The sequence below is a fragment of the Niveispirillum sp. KHB5.9 genome, from assembly GCF_048066115.1.
Taxonomy (GTDB): domain Bacteria; phylum Pseudomonadota; class Alphaproteobacteria; order Azospirillales; family Azospirillaceae; genus Niveispirillum.
Genome location: NZ_JBLTYX010000001.1, coordinates 588,438 through 608,218, shown reverse-complemented (window position 1 = coordinate 608,218; position 19,781 = coordinate 588,438). Strand labels below are relative to the sequence as shown.

The window sequence follows — 19,781 nt, the reverse complement described above, 5'->3', positions numbered from 1 at the left end:
CCGATACCTTGGCACCGGTCGGCCCCTTTTGTCAGTAGAAGGGATCATCCCCCGAAGGTGATGTTGCCGGTTCCCAGCTTGGCGTTGGAGAACACACCCAGCAGCTTGATCTCGCCCGATGCGATGCTCTGGTCACCATTGGTCTTGGTCACGACATAGACCCCGGTATCCTTGTCATCGCTGGCCAGCACCAGCACGCTGCCCCCGGCCTGCGGGTTCTTCAGCGCGCCGATGGCGGTGCGGATGGCGATCAGGCTGTCATCGGTCAGGCTGCCGGTCGTGGTGGTCAGGCGCACCACCTCGTCCGTGGCCATGTTGATCTGGCCCGTCCCGCGATCCGCCCCCTGGACCACACCGTCGCCGTTGCGGTCCAACTGGCTGCGCAAGGCACCGGCCAGGACCAGACTGTCCATCGCCGTCTGGAAATTGGTGACGCGGTCGAAGCCGGTCGTAGCCCCCGCCGCCGCACCGTCGCCAGCATCGCGATAGACGATCTGGTCGGCGGCATTGCCGGTACCCAGCGTGATCTGGTCGGCCCCGGCCCCGCCTTCGAAGCGGATGGGTTTGTTGTCGGCCACCGTCACGATGTCGGCACCCGCACCACCGGTCAGGGTCTCGATGGCGCTGACCCGGACCATGCCGCCCTGGCTGCCCAGGGTGATGACATCCTTCGACGCACCACCGATCAAGGTTTCGATGCCACTGACGAACATGGTCGCCCCGCCATTGCCGATGGTGGCGATGTCGGTGCCGGCCCCGCCCAGCAGCGTTTCCAGCCCACGGACGAGCAGGCTGTTGCCGCCATCGGCCAGTTGCACCGCGTCGCTGCCGCTGCCGCCCACCAGCACGTCGATGCCCTTGGCCCAGAGCGAGCCGCCGGCCGTACCGGTGAAGACGAAGTCGGTGCCGGCCCCGCCGATCAGGCTTTCGATGCCTTCGACGGAGATGGTGGCGCCGTTGCCGCCCAGGGTGGCCCGGTCCAGACCGGTGCCGCCGATCAGGGTTTCCAGGCCCGTGACGGTGATGTCGTTGCCGCCATTGCCCAGGGTGATGTGATCGCGCTGCGCACTGCCCACCAGGCTTTCGATGCCCTGCAGCCACATGGTGCTGGCCCCGCCGCCCAGATAGATCAGGTCGGTGGCGGGCGAACCGGTCAGGCTTTCCAGCATCTGCACCGTCATGGTGGAACCGATGGTGCCGGTGCTGGTGATCACTTCGCGTGCCGCACTGCCGATCAGCGTTTCCAGCTGGGTCACCGCCATGGTGGTCCCGGCGGTGCGGGCCAGCGTGATGATGTCCTGGCCGACATTGCCGATGATGGTGGCATAGCGGTCGACGGTGAGCGTGGCGCCCGACGCCGGCAGGCGCAGGACGTCGTCCACGGCAGTGATGGTCAGGACCTTTTCACTGTCCGCCGTGCGGGCATCCAGGTCGGAGGTCTGCACCAGCAGCGTCGCCGTGCTGACATTCTCCCGCGAGGTGAACAGCAAACTCGCCAATGTGGCGTTGACGTCGGCCAGGCTGCCGGTGATGCGGATCACCGTGTCGCTGACCTGGGTCAGGGTGGCACCGCCGGCCAGGGTCACGGCAACCGTGCCGTCGGTCGGCGTCAGGGTGACGGACAGCACGGGGCTGTCGGCGTCGGCGACGCTGATGCCGGCGATGGAAGCCGCCGCACCGCGCGGGATGGTCACCCCGTCCGGCACGATGGTTTCCGGCTGCTGCAGCACCTCGATCGTGATCAGGTCGCTGTCGTTCGGCGTGACGGCGTCATGATCGTCGGTTTCGATGCGCAGCGTGGCCACCGGCTTGCCCAGGAGCCCTGTGAACTCCACGCTGGCCAGCGACAGCCGGATGTCGGCGGTGGAGCCGTTCAGGATCAGCACGCCATTGGCCCCTTCCGTCACCGTCACATCGCCGAAGCGGGTGACACCGACGATGCCGTCGGTGGGTGTCAGGGTGACGGTCAGCGTGGCGCTGTCGGTGTCGGACACGCTGATACCGATGATCTCCCCGGCGATACCGGCGACCACGGTCGGCTTGACCGGCAGGATATTCTCCGGCGCCACGGCGACGCGCAGGTTGATGGTACGGTCATCGCTGAGCGGCACCGTGCCGTCGCCGGCGATGATGCGCAGCGAACCCGCCGCCCCGCTGCCATCGGGCGTGAAGTACAGGCCGGCCAGCGTGGCATTCACATCGGCCAGCGTACCGGTCAGCGTGACGGCACCGCTGCCACGGCTCTGGGTGGCGGGGCCGACCAGGGTGATGGAACCGGCGGTGGCGGTCAGGGTGACCGTCACCGTGCCGCTGCGGGCGGCCTGGATGGCGATGCCGCCGACCAGGCTGCTGCGGCCCGCCAGCACGGCGCTGGTGTCGGGTACGCTGATACGCGGGGTGGCCGGATCCTCGTTCAGGATGGTGGCATGGGCCTGGGCGCCGGCCACATCCATGCCGGACGACGGGTTGGTGAGGGTGATGGTGAACCGTTCATCCGCCTCGATATCCAGATCGCCGCTGACCTGGATGGTGATGGTCTTCGTGGTCTCGCCGGCCGCGAAGCTGACCGTGCCCGTGGGCAGGGTGCCGCCGAAATCGGCCGCATCCAGGCCGGAATTGCCGCTGACGCGGTAATCCACGGTGGCGGCGCGCAGATCGCCGCCCTGGCGGGTGACCTGGAAGGTGAAGGCGGTGAAGCCGCTGTCGCCTTCCGCCTTGGCGCTGTCCAGGGCGGTGATCGTCAGGCGGGTTGGGATGATGGTCCCCACACTCGCCCCGGCGATGGCCGCATCCAGGTTGGCACCGGTATAGGCGGCCAGGGCCGCGTCCAGGTTGCCGGCGGTGACGCCGTCGCGCAGGGCAGTGGTGGCACCCGTCTGGGCGACGACCTGCACCTGGGCGATGGCGGTGAGGGCCGCCAGCGGATCGGTGTTGAGGGAGGCGGCTTCCACCTTGCTGTTGCCGGCGGCGATGATGGTCGCGGCGGCAACGGACAGGCTGGTGACCTTGGCGACATCGACGCCGGGCAGCTTGGCGGCGGCCCCGCGCAGGATGGCGGCCAGCGTGGCGCTGTCGGCCAAGTCCAGCGTGGACCCGGCGGGCAGGGCGCGGATGCCGTCGGCCAGGGCCTCCAGAATGGCGCGGCCGGCCTGACCGGCGGCCAGGGCGGTGCCGCCGGCACCGGCCATGACGGCCGAGCCTTCGACGATCAGGTTGGCGATCTTCACCGCCTCCGCCTGGGCCTCGACGGCCTTGGCGACCTGTGCCGGGGTGGCGCCGGCGGCCGTGGCCGCCTGCAACGGATCGATATTCATCAGATCCAGGGCGGCATCGATGCCCAGTGCCGCCTTCAGCTGCGCCGCCGCGGCCAGGTTGGCCGCATTGGTCGCCTGAGAACCGGCCAAGCCGACGATGGCGCTGGTCAGCGGGTTGATGACCGTGGCGCGGGCCGGTGCCTCATAGACACCGTCGAAGCGCTGGCCGGTGGAGATGTCGGTACCGCCCACCATGACATAGGGGCCGCTACCGCCGGCGATGGTGTAGTTGCCGGCGGCGTCGGTGACGGAATTCGCCTCGCCCGCATCCAGCACGCCATTGCCGTTGGCGTCGGCGAAGACCTGGGCACCGCTGATATAGCCGTCCACGGTCTTGCCGCGGACGACATTGACCAGCACATCGCCGAAATCGGCACCCGACAGGCCGAAGCCGGGCAGCGCGGCGTTGCCGGCCGCATCACGGATGCCATCGGCGCCGGCGATGGTGCCGGAGACGGAGATGCCGTCGCCATCCACATCACCCGTACCCACCACATAGCGGAAGGTCAAGGTGGTGCCGCCCGACCCGCCGACATAGACGGCCTGACGGGCGGTATCGCCGACCAGCAGGTCCAGCGCCGGGGTGCCGGTGACGGTCACCGCCTCGCTGAAGGTCAGGGTGATCTCGACATTGTCGCCGGGGAAGTAGGTACCGTCGGCCGGGGCGGCCACACCGGTGACCTGCGGCGGCAGGCGGTCGCGGTCATTGTCCAGGATGGTGCCGGATGCCGTGGACGGATCGTTGATCCGCGGCGGCAGCACCAGGCCGGAAGAGGTCAGGCCGTCCAGCGAAACCGTGAAGGTCTCGTCGCCTTCCAGCAGGGCGTCGTCGCGCACCAGGATGGTGATCACCTGGGTGGACTGGCCCGGATTGAAGGTGACGGTACCCGACGGCAACGTGTCGCCGGCGAAATCGAACCGGTCGATGCCGTTGCCTTCGTCGATACGCCAGTTGACGCTGACGGTACCGTCGGTGGCCTCACTCAGGCCCGCCTTGCGGCTGATGGTGAAGCTGTAGGACGACAGGCCGTTGCCCACCGGTTCCACCTGCACGGACGGGGTACCGTCGGTGACCGCGATGGAGATCAGCTGTTCCTCGGCGATGGTGATGTTCACCGCGCTGGCAATGTCCTTTTGCCCGTCGCTGACGGAATAGGTGACGCGGCCGGCCGAGCCGGAGAAGCCGGGATCGACACGGAAGGTCAGGCCCGCCAGTTCCACCGCCGACAGGGTGGCGCCGGCCGAGACGACGCGGCCATCGGCATAGAGCAGGGTACCATGGCTGGGCAGTTCGCCGATGACCACGGACAGGACATTGCCATCCGGATCGGTCGGCATGTCGATGGACAGGCCGATGGGACCGGAATTCTTGGCGATCATCACCTGCTTGGGCGCCTGGATGACCGGGTCGTTGTTCTCACCATCGATGGTGATGGTGACCGTGGCCGTGGAGGTCAGGCCGCCCTTGTCGGCGATGGTGTAGCTGAAGCTGTCCTGGCCCTGGGCGCCGGCCGGCAGATACCTGAAGGCGCCGTTGGGATCATAGACATAGGTGCCGTCGGCATTGACCTGCACCTTGGCACCCGATGCCAGGGTGATGGTGGACCCCACGGCCCCGCCGCCATTGACGGCGACGATAGTGCGGGTGTCGCCCAGGTCGATATCGGTGTCGTTGTCCAGCAGGCCGGAGCCCGACAGAACGCCCGTCTCATGGGTGCGGCCGCTGTCATCATGGGCCACGGGGGCCTGGTTGACGTCGGCGATGGTCAGGGTGAAGGTCTGCGACGCCGTGGCACCGGCCCTGTCGGTCGCCGTGACGGTGACGTTCAGCGCACCGGCATCCTGGAAGCCCGGCGTGCCGCTGAAGCTACCCGTGGCGGCATCGAAGGACAGCCAGGCGGGCAGGCCGCTCGCCGACAGGGTCCGCGTGTCGCCCGTATCGGGATCGGTGAAGGCATTGGCCGGCACGGTGAAGGCAAAGGCCACACCCTCGCTGCCCGTCTGGGCACCGATGATGCTCCCGACCAGCGGCGCATCGTTCACCGGCGTCACGGCCAGATGGATGGTGCCACCCACCGGGGCGTTGCCGGGGACATTGTCGGTGACCAGCAGGAAGACGCTGGTCGACTTGTCGTTGTTGGCGACCGCCACGAAGCTGGCGGAAGACAGGGCGGCGTTGATCTGCGCCATGGTGCCGCTGACCGTCCACACGCCGGTGGCCGCGTCGTAGGAACCACCGCCGTCGATCCGGCCGAGCGCCGGGTCGGCCAGCGTCAGGGTAGCGGTCAGGGTGGCGTTGGCGGGCGCCTGGCTGAGGCTGGCACCGGCCAGCGACACCGCACCGCTATCCTCCACATAGGCCAGGTCCTGCGACAGTCCGGTGGCCGTGATCTGCGTCTGGCCCATGATGAAGGGGGCACCGGACAGGGAGCCGGACAGGTTGTTGCCGGCGATGTCGGTGATGCCCGTGCCGTTGACGGTCAGGGTGGCCGTGCCGCCGCCGGTCAGGCCCGTGGCGGTGACCTCCACAATGTTCGTGCCGACCTGGGTGACGCCGCCGATGCCGCCGGTGGCGGTCCCGGTGGTGGTCAGGCCGAAGGCCGAAGCGGTGATGTTGCCCACCGCTTCGGAGAAGGTGATGCGCCAGGTGATGCTGGCGGCGTTGGTGGCCGGATTGCCCACCAGTTCCACGCCCGTCACGGTCGGTGCCGTGCCGTCCAGGGTGATGGTGGTGGCGGTGCTGGCCTCGCTGACCAGGCCCGACATGCCGGTGGCCGTGGCGCTGAACAGCATGGTGCCGGCCGTGCTTGCATCGACCGTGAAGCTGTAATTGCCGTTGGCGTCGGCCACGGTGGTCAGGCCGCTGGCGGCCCCGCCGATCAGCAGGTTGACGGTCGCGCCGGCTTCCGCCGTGCCGGTCAGCAGCAGGCTGCCCGGCTTGGTGATGCCGTCACTGGCGGACGTGCCCAGGTCACTGCCGGCCGCCAGGGTCGGGGCGGACGGGGCCTTGGTCTGGGCCATGATGGAGAAGGTGAAGTTCTGCTGGCTGAGACCGCCCTTGCCGTCGCTGGCCTGGACCGTGACGGTCCGTTCACCGGTGATGGCGGGCGTCCAGGTGACACCGTCCTTAATGGTGACCACACCGGTCTTGCCGTCGATGGCCACCAGGCCGCCCGCGTCGTTCAGCAGGCTATAGGTGACGGGGCTGTTGCCGGGGTCGGTGGCGGCGGCGGTGATGCCCACCGCCGTGCCGGCCGTGGCCCCGTACTTGACCAGGTTGGCCGCACTGTCGCTATCCACCGGTGCCGTGGGGGCGACGTTGGTGACGGCGATGGTGAAGGTCTGGTTGCTGAGCCCGCCCTTGCCGTCGCTGGCCTGGACGGTGACGGCATGGCTGGTCGCCGTCTCGTAATCCAGCTTGCTGGCGTCCTTCACCGTCACGACACCGGTGGTGGCGTTGATGGCGAAACGGCCGCCGGCATCGTCGGTCAGGCTGTAGGTGACGGGCGTGGCGCCCGGGTCCGTGGCCTTGACGGTCAGGCCCGTGGCCGTGCCGGCCGCCGCGCCTTCGGCCACCGTGTTGATGGCGCTGTCGGTGTCCACCGGATCGGTGGGGGCGACGTTGGTGACGGCGATGGTGAAGGTCTGGCTGCTGAGGCCGCCCTTGCCGTCGCTGGCCTGGACGGTGATGGCATGGCTTGCCGCCGCCTCATGATCCAGCTTGGCAGCGTCCTTCACCGTCACGACGCCGGTGGTGGCGTCGATGGCGAAGCGGCCGCCGGCGTCGTTGGTCAGGCTGTAGGTGACGGGCGACTTGCCCGGGTCGATGGCCAGCGCGGTGACGCCGACCACCGTGCCGGCGGCAGCACCCTCGGCCACGGCGTCGATGGTGCTGTCGCTGTCCGTCGGCGCGGACGGGGGCGCGTTGGTGACGGCGATGGTGAAGCTCTGGCTGTTGACGCCGCCCTTGCCGGCACTGACCTGCGCCGTGATCGTGTGGCTGGTCGCCGTCTCATAATCCAGCTTGCTGGCGTCCTTGACCGAGACCACGCCGGTGGCGCTGTCGATTTGGAACCGGCCGCCGGCATCGTCGGACAGGCTGTATGTCAGGGCCGTGCTGCCCGGATGGGTGGCATTGACGGTGATGCCGACCAGGCTGCCGGTCGCCATCCCTTCCATGACGGCATTGGTGGCGGTGTCGGTATCGGTCGGGGTGGGGAGCGGAACGTTGGTGATGTTGATGTCCAGCGTCTGCTCGCTGCTCAGCCGCCCGTCGGAAACCGACACGGTGATGGAATAGCTGGTCCCGTCGGCGGAACTGATCAGCTTGCCGTCGGCGACGGTGACCAGACCATTATTGCGGTCGATCTGGAACCGGCCGCCGGCACTGTCGGACAGGCTGTAGGTCACGGTGCTGACGTCGTAGGAGGTCACATAACCCACGGTCGTACCGTTCGCGGCCCCTTCCACCACGGCATTGAACTGGCCCGCGATGGAGGTCGGGGCCTTGGTGTCGACGAAATGCACGCCGTTGCCGGTGGCGGCCGTCGTCAGGATGTTGCCAGCCAGATCCCTGATGCCGCCGGAGAGCACGTCCAGGCGCAACTGCCCCTCGCCCTCGATCTGGTCCAGGGTGACGAAATAGCTGTCACCGCTGCCGGTGACGGAGACCATGTTGTAGGACAGCGGCCGGCCATAGCTGGACGCGTCGGTGATCACGAAGTCCGACAGGTCGACCCCCGTCACCGCCTCTGAGAACTTCACCTCGAAGGACATCGAGGTAACCGTCGGCGTGTGGGTGTTGAACGGCTTGGACAGGGTGACGGTGGGCTTGACCGTGTCGACCTGGATCAGCGTCGAACCACCGCTTTCCGTGGTATAGAGATTGTCGAGCGTCAGACCGGCGCGGCCCAGCAGGGTCACCTGCATGCTGCCGATGGTCAGCACGGCATTGGCGCCGCTATCGACAATCGACATCTGGTTCTCGGCATAGACGGAGCCGCTGACACGCAGATACTCCGTCTCCGCGATATCGGTCACGGTGTCGCCATCGCCCACATCGAACAGGTCGATGCCGGCGCCGCCGGTCAGACGGTCGTTGCCGGCGCCGCCGATCAGCGTGTCGTTGCCGTCGCCACCGGCCAGCGTATCGTTGCCGGCCCCACCATCCAGGATGGCGTTGATGCTGCCCGACACCGTGAAGGTGCCCTTGTCTTCCAGGGCCACGGTGATGATATCGGCGCTGGTGCTGCCGATGACGGTTTCCAGCAGCCAGGTGGTGATGGTCGATCCCGTGGACAGGGTGGCGACATCCGTGCCCGCACCGCCGACCAGGGTTTCGATCTGCGACACCAGCATGGTGGCGCCGCCGGAACCCAGCGAGGTCACGATGTTGGTGGCGTTGTTGCCGACCAGGGTTTCGATCTGCGACACGGCCATGGTGAAGCCGAGGCTGCCATTGGCGCGCAGGACATCCGTCCCGGACCCGCCGATGATCTGGTCCAGCTGCGCGATGGCCATCGTGGTGCCGTCGCTGGCCAGGGTCGCGACGTCGCGGCCGCTATTGCCGGTCAGCGTCTCCAGCAGCGACACCAGCATGGAGGTGCCGCTGGTGCTGGCGACGGTGACATTCTCGATATAGGAGCTGCCGGCCAGCGTCTCCAGCAGTTCCACGGCAACCTTGGAGCCCCGGGTGCTGTTCAGCGTGACGACATCATGGCCCACGTCGCCGACGATGGTCTGGTAGGCATCGACGCTGACCGTGGCGCCGGCCGAGGGCAGGTACAGGATGGTGGCGGGCACGAAGATGGTGACCGTGGTCAGTGCGCCGGCCAGATTCAGGGTTTCAGTGGGGGTGTAGACGGTCTCCAGACCCGACACCAGGATGGTGGCGCCGACATCGGTGAAGGTGACGACGTCGTTGCCGCTGTTGCCGATGACCGTTTCCAGGCCGACGGCGCTCAGCGTGTTGCCACCGGCACTGGCAAGATGGACGATGTCGACCGCCCCGGCGGAACCGACAACGCTTTCGACATTGGAGACGGAAATCAGGGATTCCAGCAGCGTCACGGTCACGGTCGTGCCGCCATCCAGTTCATCCCGGTCGACCGAGGTGCCCTTCAGCACCACCACTTCGTTGCCGTCGCCGCCGGTCAGCGTATCGATCAGCGAAACGGTGAGCGTGCTGCTGGTGGTCGCGGCACTGGTCAGCGTCACGATGTCGGTACCGGCGCCGCCGGCCAGTTCCTCCAGCGCACTCACAATCATGGTGCTGCCGGCGGTGCCGCCCAGGGTGACGGCGTCGTAACCGCTGCCGCCGCTCAGCGTCTCCAGATTGGAAACAGTGAGGGTGGCGCTACCGCTCATCAGGATATGGTCGTTACCGGCGCCCGCGTCGATCGCCTCCATCATCGACACCAGGACGGTGTCGTTGCCGCCGCTCAGGACGGCCATGTCCATACCCTTGCCGCCGATCAGGGTTTCGACGCCGGTTACGGCGACGCTGCTCAGCAGGGTGGGGACATTATCGACAAGGGTGAGCGTGGCCTGCAGCGTCACGACGTCGATGCCGATGCCGCCGGTGATGGTCTCGAACTGCGACACCAGGATCTGGTTGCCGCTGCTGCCCAGCGTCACGCTGTCAATACCGGTATTGCCGATCAGCGTTTCGATCTGCGTGACCGTGATGTTGTTGGCGCCGGTGCCGGTCAGGCTGACGGCATCGATGCCGGAGCCGCCCAGCAGCGTTTCGATGCCATCGGCCGCCAGCGTGATGCCGGAGGTTCCCGTGCTGGTGACGATATCGACACCGCCACCGCCGATCAGGGTTTCCAGCAGCGCGATGGCCATCGTGCCGCTGGCCGCAGCGGTGACGACATCCGTGCCGGCACCGCCGGTCAAGGTCTCCAGCGCCGTAAACAGCAGCGTGTTGCCGGCGCTGCCCAGGGTGATGTTGTCCAGACCGCTGCCGCCGGTGATGGTCTCGAAATCGACCAGCCTGGTATTATTGGTCCCGAACAGGGTGACCGCGTCGGTCCCGCTGCCACCGACAAGCGCCTCCAGCGCCGATGCCGTCACGGTGTTGCCGTTGGTCGACAGCACGGCCGCGGCGGTGCTGTTGTTGCCGATCAGGGTTTCCACCAGCGTGGCGACCAGGGTGCTGCCTGCCAGTTGGATGACGTCGGTGCCGCTGCTGCCGGTGACGGCTTCGAACCCGGCCAGATAGATGCTGTTGCCGACATTGGTCAGAAGGGCGACATCATTGCTGCCGCTGCCGATCAGCGTCTCGACCAGGGATACCGACAGCGTGCCGCCGCCGGTATCCTGGTTGGTGATGACGTCAACGCCGCTATCGCCGGTGATCGTTTCCACCTGTGACACGGCCAGGGTGGTGCCGCTGGTCGACAGGATGACGTGGTCGACGTCCGTGCCGCCCTTCAGCGTTTCCAGGGCCTGCACGAAGATCGTTGCACTGCTGGATAGGGTGACGGCATCCGTTCCGCTTCCACCGATCAGGGTCTCGAACGACGAGACCAGCATGGTGGACCCGTTTGTCCCCATGGAGCTGACGACGTCCGTGCCGCTGGTGCCGATCAGCGTTTCCAGCAAGGTGATGCCCAAGGTGCTGGCGGCGGCCAGGGTGACCACATCGTTTCCGCTGCCGGTACCCAGCAGGCGCTCGATAGCGCTGACGGTCAGCGTATTGCCGCTGCTGTCCAGGGTGACGGCATCCGTTCCGATATTGCCGATCAGTGTTTCGGCGAGAAGGACGGTGGTCGTGTTGCCTAACGTTCCGAAGGAGATGACATCCACGCCGCTGCCGGCCGTCAGGGTCTCCAGACGTTCGACGATCGTTGTGTTGCCGCTGCTGGCCAGGGTAACGACGTCGTTACCGCTGTTGCCCACCACAGTCTCCAGGCCGGACGCGCTGATGGTGATGCCGCTCGCGCTGACCCGGATGACGTCCGTGCCGCTGCCACCGGTCAGCGTCTCCAGGGCCGAGACGAGCAGGGTGGTGCCGCCGCTGCCCAGGGTCACCACATCGGTGCCCGAGCCGCCGATCAAGCTCTCGAAATTGTCGAGCAACATCGTGTTGCCGCCGCTGCGCAGCGTCGCGACATCGGTGCCACTGTTGCCGATCACTGTTTCGACATTGGTGATCGAGATTGTGCCGCCGTTGGTTTGGAACAGCACCACATCCGTGCCGATGCCGCCAATGATCGTTTCCAGCCGGAACATGGCCATGGTCGTGCCGGTCGATGCCAGGGTGACCATGTCAGTTCCGGAGCCACCGGTCAGCGTTTCGATATTGCCGACCAGCAGGCTGTTGCCGCCCGTTGCCAGGGTCACCACATCGTTGCCGCTGCCGGCGATCAAGGTCTCCAGCTGGGAGACGGTCAGGGTGTTGCCCTGGTTGCCCAGGGTGATGGCATCCGTGCCAGTGCTGCCCGTCAGCTGTTCCACCTGCGATACCGCCATCGTGGCGCCGTGGGTGGAGAGGGTGACGATGTCGGTGCCGCTGCTGCCGGCCAGGGTCTCGATCTGGCCGACGACATAGGTGCCGGCCGCCGTGGCCGTCAGCACATCGATGCCGGCGCCGGCGCCCAGCAGGGTCTCCACGGCGCCGAAGGCCAGTGTGGCGCCGTTGCTGCCCAGCAGCGCGACGTCCCTGTTCGCGCCGCCGACCAGCGTTTCGACCATGGAGACCAGCATGGTGTTGCCGCCGGACCCGAAGGTGACGACATCCTTGCCCACGCTGCCGGTCAGGCTTTCCAGGTTGCTGACGGTGATGGAATTGCCGGTGTCGGTCAGGATGACGGCATCGCTGCCGGCGCCGCCGACCAGGCTTTCCACGCCCGTGACCGCCAGGGTGGCGCCCTGGCTGGTGAAGCCGACGACGTCCAGGCCACTGCTGCCGATCAGGGTGTCCAGCAAGCCGACGACGACGGTGTTGCCATTGTCGGTCAGGGTCACGACGTCGGCGCTGCCGCCGCCGATGATGGTTTCGACCTTGCTGACCGCCAGGGTGGCGCCGGCCGTACCGGTGCCGCTGACGGCGTCGTTGCCGGACGAACCGATCAGCGTCTCGATCTGGGAGATGGCGAGCGTGGTGGCGGCGGCCAGCGCCACCAGGTCGGTGCCGGCCCCGCCCGTCAACTGTTCGATCGCGGCAACGACGGTCGTGGTGCCGGCCGTGGTCAGGATGACGCTATCGCTGCCGCTGCCGCCGATCAGGGTTTCCAGCCCGATGGCATGCAGGGTGGTGTTGCGGCCATCGACGAACCGCACGGCATCCTGGCCGGTGCTGCCCGTCAGGGTCTCCAACAGGGCGACGGCGATGGTGTTGCCGGCATTGCTGGACAGGTTGACGATATCGGTGCCGCTGTCGCCGATCAGCGTGTCGATCAGGTTGACCAGCAGCGTGGTGCCGGTGGTGCCCGTGCTGGTCACCACTTCGGTGCTGCTGCTGCCCGTCAAGGTCTCGATCAGTTCGATGGCGAAGGTGCTGCCGCCCGCCAGGACGGTCACCTCGTCGGTGCCCGCACCGCCGCGCACGGTTTCCACCAGCCGGACGCTCAGCGTGTTGCCGTTGGTGGCCAGGGTGACGTTGTCATCGCCGCTGCCGCCGATCAGGCTTTCCACGCCGGTCACGGCGATATTGTTGCCGCCGTCCAGCAGGGTCACCTCATCGGTGCCCGTGCCGCCCTGCAGCTTCTCGATGCCGCCGACGGTGATGATGTTGCCGCTGGAGGAGGCGAGGGTGATGTCATCCGTGCCGGAACCGCCGGCCAGGGTTTCCACGCCCTGGACCAGCATGGTGGAACCGCTGTTGCCGGTGCTGGTGACGAATTCGGTACCGCCGCCGCCGATCAGGGTTTCGACCAGACTGACCGCGAAGGTGCTGTTGCCGCCGAAATTGGTGACGACATCCTTGCCGGCCCCGCCGGCCACGCTTTCCACCATCGACACGGCGATGGTGTTGCCCGACGCGTCCAGGGTGACAAGATCGGTATCCTGGCCGCCAACCACGGTTTCAATGCCCGACACCGACAGGGTGCCCGCACTGCTGTCCATGGTGACATGGTCGATCGCGTCGCCGCCGTTCAGGCTTTCGATCAGCGACACCAGCATGGTGGAGCCGGACGGGCCGGTGGTGGAGACCAGGTCGGTGCCGCTGGACCCGATCAGGGTCTCCAGCGCCTCGACCGACATGGTGGACGGGTTGGTGAAGGTGACGATATCGGTGCCGTTGCTGCCGACCACCGTGCGGTAGGCATAGATGTCGTTGCCGCTGGGCAGGTTGATGATCTGGTTGTTGATGACGATCTGACGGCCGTTGGTCAGGTCGGAACCGCTGATGGTGATGGTGCCGTTGGGCGTATAGACCGTTTCGATCCCCACCACCCAGATGGTGGCCGACGGATCGGTGAAGGTCACGACATTGCCGCTGCCGCTGCCGATCAGGGTCTCCATGCCGGAAGCGCTGATGCTGGTGCCGGCGGTCAGATAGGCCACGTCGGTGCCCGTGCCGCCGACCAGCTTCTCGATGCCCGAGACGGTGGTGGTGTTGCCCCCGGTGCCGAAGACGGCCGCGTCCGTGCCGCTGTCGCCGGTCAGGCTTTCCAGCATGCTGATGGCGATGGTGCTGCCGGCGGTTCCGGCGATGGTCAGATTGTCGGTACCGGCGGTGCCGGTGAAGGCCTCGATCCCGCTGACGGTCAGCGTCGTGCCGGCGGAATAGGCGAACAGCTCGTCCCGGCCCGTACCGCCGAAGATCGTCTCCACACCCGCGACGAAGAAGGTGTTGCCGTCACTGCCCAGGGTGAAGAGGTCGCCACCATTGCCGCCCAGCAGGGTTTCAAGCTGGGAGACGGCCATGGTCACGCCGGTGCTGTCGCGCACGGTGACCTGGTCATGGCCGCTGCCGCCGATGACGGCTTCGATGCCGGTGACCGACAGCGTGCTGTCGTGGCTGGTCAGAGCGATGATGTCGGTGCCGGTGCCGCCGGTCAGCGTGCTGAACTGGCCGACCATCAGGGTGGTGCCGCCATCGCCCAGCAGGGCCACGTCGGTACCGGCGCCGATGGCGCCGATCAGGGTTTCCAGGCCGCTGACCGCCAGGGTGGTGCCCGCGGTGCCCGTGTCGGTGATGACGTTGGTCGCGGCATTGCCGATGATCGTGTCCAGCAGTTCCACCGCCATGGTGAAGCCGCCGGTGCCGTGGGCGCTGACGACATCGGTGCCGGCACCGCCCAGCAGGCTTTCCAGGCCGGCCACGGCCATGGTGGCGCCGCCGGAGGACAGGTAGGCGAGGTCGCCGCCCGAACCGCCGACCAGGGTTTCCAGGTCAAGGACGGCCATGGTGGACCCGGCGGTGCCGGTGTCGGCGACGACATCGCGGCCGCTGCTGCCGATCAGGGTTTCCAGCAGTTGTGTGGCGAGCGTGGAGGCCTGGGTGAAGGTGGCCACGTCATTGCCGGACTGGCCGATGATGGTCTGGTAATGATCGACGCTGACGCTGTTGCCGCCGTTGCTGGGCACGGTCAGGATGGCGGCCGGGGGATTGAGGACGATGAAGGTGGTGGCGCCGGCCAGCGCCAGGGTGGCGCTGGCGGTGATCACGGTCTCAAGACCGCTGACATAGACGGTGCCGGTGGCGTCGCCGAAGGTCGCCACGTCGGTGCCGCTGCCGCCGATCAGGCTTTCCAGCCCGATGGCGGTGATCGTGTTGCCGCCGCTGCCCAGTTCCACCACATCCAGGCCGGTACTGCCGACAATGGTTTCCACCAGGCTGGTGGCGATCGTGTTGCCGCCGGTGGCGGCCAGAATCGCGATGTCGGTGCCGGCCCCGCCGGTCAGGCTCTCCAGCAGGCTGACGGACAGGGTGGCGGTGGTGCCGTTGGACGTGGCTATCGTCACCGTGTCGGTGCCGCTGCTGCCGATGACGCTTTCCACCTGGGTCACGGTCACCGTGCCGCCGAAGCCGCCCAGTGTCACGCTGTCGGCGCCGCTGCCGCCCGTCACCGATTCAATGGCGGAGATGGTGATGCTGGCACCGCTGCTGCCGCCCAGGGTGATGGTTTCGGTGCCGGACCCGCCGGTCAGGCTTTCGATCAGTTCCACACTCATGGTGGCGCCGTTGGTGACGGCGATGGTGGCGATGTCGTTGCCGGCGGTGCCGGTCAGGCTTTCGATGAAGCCGACGGCCAGCGTGCCGCCGCCGGTCGCCATCGTCACATGGTCGACGGTGCTGCTGCCGCTGTCGCCCAGGACGCGTTCCACGGCGCCGACCGTGACGACATTGCCGTCGGTGGTGGCGCCCAGGCGGATGGTGTCGTTGCCGCTGTTGCCGACGACATTTTCCACCAGGCTGACCAGCAGCGTATTGTTGCCGGCCCCAAGGGCCACGGTGTCGCTGCCGCTGCCGCCGCGCACGCTTTCGATCAGGGAGACGGTCAGGGTATTGGCGCTGGACTGGTCGATGGTGACCAGATCGCTGCCACCACCACCGATGACGCCTTCGACATTGGTGACGGACAGGGTTTCGCCGCTGCTGCCGGACAGGACGGCAAGGTCGCTGCCGGCCCCGCCCACCAGGCTTTCGATCAGGGAGACGGCCAGCGTGGCGCCCAGGCTGCCGACATGGGCGATGTCGGTGCCGCTGTTGCCCGTCAGGCTTTCGATCAGGGAGACGGTGACACTGTTGCCCGCCGTACCGCTCAGCGTGGCGAGGTCGCTGCCGCTGCCGCCGATCAGGCTTTCGATCTGGGAGGCGGTGACGGTGTTGCCGTTGGCCCCCAGCACGGCGAGGTCGCTGCCGGCGCCGCCGACCAGGCTTTCCACCTGTGACAGGGTCAGCGTGTTGCCGCCCGTGCCCAGGAAGACCGTGTCATTGCCTGCACCGCCGCTGATGCTTTCGACAAACTGGACGAACAGGCTGTTGCCCGTCGAGCCGAAGAGGGCGACATCGTTGCTGCTGTTGCCCAGCAGCGTCTCGACCAGCGACAGATGGAAGGTCGCGCCGGTAGCAATGGTGGTGACGACGTCGATGCCGCTGTTGCCCGTCAGGGTATCGACCAACGTGACCATGAAGGTGCCGCCCGCCGTGCCGCCCAGGGTGACCCTATCCGGGCCGGCGACGCCGATAATCTGCTCCACATTGGTGACAGTAACATCGCTGCCGTTGCTGCCGAGAAGCTGTACCCGGTCGTTGCCGGCGCCACCGATCACGCTTTCCACGCCCGTGACCGTGATGGTCGCGCCCGCGGAAACCATTTGGATCACGTCCGTACTGGTGCTGCCGGTCAGGGTTTCGATGTTGGAGACCAACAGTGTCGACCCGCCGCTGGCCAGGGTGACGACGTCGCGGCTGGTGCCGCCCAGGATGGTCTCGATACCGGAGACCAGCATGGTGGAGCCGCTGGTGCCGGTACCCGCCACCACGTCGGCGCCGCCCGAAGAGCCGACCAGGGTTTCGATATTGCGGACGACCAGCGTGGTGCCGGCCGTGCTGCCCAGGGCGACGGTGTTGGCGCCGGCATTGCCGACGAGGGTTTCGATCAGGCTGACCGTCACCGTGCCGGCCGTGGTACCGGACATGACGACCGTGTCGTCGGCGGCGCCACCCGTGACGCTTTCCATAAGGGAAACGCTCAGGGTGTTTGCCGCCGTGCTGCCATTGGTGATGCTGTCATTGCCGCTGCCGCCGAACACGGTGTCATAGCCGGCGACCGTCAGGGTCTGGCCGCCGCTGGCCAGGGTGGCGATGCTGGTGGCGTAGGTGCCGATCAGCGTCTCGATACCATCGACCAGCAGGTTGAAGCCGGCGCTGGACACGGTGACGACGTCTGTGGCGCTGCCGACGCCGGTCAGCGTCTCTACGGCGGAGACGGACAGGGTGCTGCCGCCGGAAAGGCGGATGGCGTCGTTGGTGGTCCCGCCCTGGACGGACTCCACCCCTGCAACCAGCAGGGTGTTGCCGGCCGAGCCCAACACGACCATATCGGCACCGATGGAACCGATCAGCGTTTCCAGGAACGATACGGCCAGCGTGCCGCCTTCGGTGGCGGTGCTGCCGGTGGCGGTGATGACGTTGGTGCCGGCATTGCCGACGATGCTTTCCAACTGCGACACCGCGATGGTGAAGCCGGTGGTGTTCAGATGGGTGACGATGTCGGTGCCGCTGCTGCCGATCAGCGTTTCGACCCCGGACACGGCCAGGCTGGTGGTGCCGGTGCCATAGGCGATGGCGTCGGCGCCGCTGCCGCCCAGCACGCGGTCGATCTGCGACACCAGCATGGTGGTGCCGTCGGTGCCGATGATGGCGGCGATTTCGTTGGCGCTGCTGCCGATCAGGGTTTCCAGCAGTTGCACGGCCATCGTCGTGCCCTGGGTCTGTGTCAGGGTGACGATGTCGGTGCTGTTGTTGCCGATGACGGTTTCATAGGGCAGCACGACATTGCTGCTGCCGCCCGTCGCCGGCATGGTCAGGATGTTGGTGACGCCGCCGATGATGACGGTCTGCGCGGCACCGGCCAGCGACAGGGTTTGTGTGGCCGTGACGACGGTGTCGACGCCGGACACAAAGATCGTGGCCTGGGTGTCATCGAATGTGATGGTGTTGGTGCCGCCGCTGCCGATCAGCGTTTCGACGCCCGTCACGCGGGTGGTGTTGCCGGTGGAGGCCAGCGTAACGATGTCCCTGCCGCTGCTGCCCAGCAATGTCTGCAACAGGGCGGCGGTGACGGTCTGGCCGCTGGTACCGGCGAGCGCCACGGCGCTGGCGCCATTGCCAATGAGGGTTTCCACCTGCGAGACGGAAACCGTGCCGCCCTGTGTGCCATCGGCGCCGAAATAGACGCTGTCGGCATAGCTGCTGCCGATCAGCGTTTCGACGCTGCGGACATCAAGGCCACTGGCCCCGGACGTGAGGGTCACGACATCCGTACTGGACGAGCCGACGAGCGTGCCCAGCATATCGATGCTGACGTTGGAGCCACCGCCCAACGTGATGATGTTGTTCAGATTGCCGCCGGTCAGGGATTCGATGCCGTTGATCACGGCTTCCGTGATATTGGCGGACGTGAACTGAACCTTGTCGATGCCGCTGCTGCCGGTCAGCGTCTCGATGCCACCGATGGTGAGGGTGCGGGCGGTGGTGAAGGAGATGACATCGACACCCGTGCTGCCGATCAGGGTTTCGATATCCCTGATCTCCATCTGGTTGGTGATGCTGCCGAACTTCACCATCTGGACGATGTCGGTGCCGGCCGTGCCCTGCAGCGTTTCCAGCAACGCCACGGTGGTCGTGCTGCCGGCGGTGTGCAGGATAGTGGCATAATCGCTGGTGCTGACGGACGAGCCGATCAGGGTCTCGATCAGCCTGATCCTCATCGTGTTGCCGTCGGTGGCGCCAGGGGCAGACATCGCGATGACATCTTCCTGGGCTGTGCCGATCAGCGTTTCGACCAGGGCCACGAACATCGTGCCGGTACCGGTGGCGGCGGCCAGGGCCGTGTCGCCGGCGATCGGTGTGGTCCGCCGTTCTTCCATGGTGACGATGTCGGCGCCACCGCCGGAGCCGATCAGCGTGTCGATGTCGGCGATGGTGATCGTGGTGCTGCTGTCCGCCAGGATCAGCGTGTCTTTGGCCGCGGTGCCACCCGCGAAATACTCGATCCCGGACAAATACAACGTCGAGCCGCCGGTGGCGACATTGATGGTCCCGGACTTGTAGGCGTTGGTGACGATGTCGTAACCGGAACCGCCGACCAGCGTTTCGATGAACGACACACCCATCGTGTTGCCGCCATCGCCCAGCCTGATTACGTCGGTCTTCTGGCCATTGCCCAGGACGTACTCATACCCGCGGACCATCGTGGTCGTGCCGTTTGCGCCGGCGACAGAGGCCATGAGGTCCTTGGCGCCATTACCGATGACGGTTTCGAACAGGCCGATGACGGTGGTGGTACCGGTGGTGTTGGTGGATACGGAAACGTCATTGCCGTCACTGCCCATCAGCGATTCGATGAAGCTGATCGCGACGGTGTTCCCGGCCGTGTTGGACAGGGTGATGAAGTCGGTACCGGTGGCAGCACCGATAAAGGTTTCGATGTTGCTGACCAGGATCGAATTGCCGGTGGACAGGAAGGTCAGCGTGTCGCTGCCCTTATTACCAATAAGGGTATCAATAAAACTAATGCCCAGCGTATTGCCGCTGGTACCACCCAAGGTGACGGTTTTCTTGGAAGCGGCGGCTGTGACCTTCGGGGAGTAAAGATGGTCGATGTTGGTGACGGTCAGGGTTTGACCGCTGGTGTTCAACACCAGCCCCTGCGTGCCGCCGACGCCCTTTACAAAGGAATAGACGGTGCCCGTGGAGAGGGTTACGTCCGAGCCACCCGAAAGGGTCAACGTGCCGCCAGCAGCCATTCCAAATCCCCACTTCTGATCACTAGCGGGTTACCC

1 protein-coding gene is annotated in these 19,781 nt (G+C 66.7%); it reads right to left on the bottom strand.

Going from position 1 to position 19,781, the window contains the following annotated elements:
* Positions 1–44 precede the first annotated feature (44 nt).
* Positions 45–19,745 carry a cadherin domain-containing protein gene (locus tag ACM9HJ_RS02420; protein WP_416570081.1) on the bottom strand — a complete coding sequence of 6,567 codons (19,701 nt, stop codon included), beginning with the start codon at positions 19,743–19,745 and terminating at the stop codon, positions 45–47.
* Between the last annotated feature and the right edge of the window lie 36 nt (positions 19,746–19,781).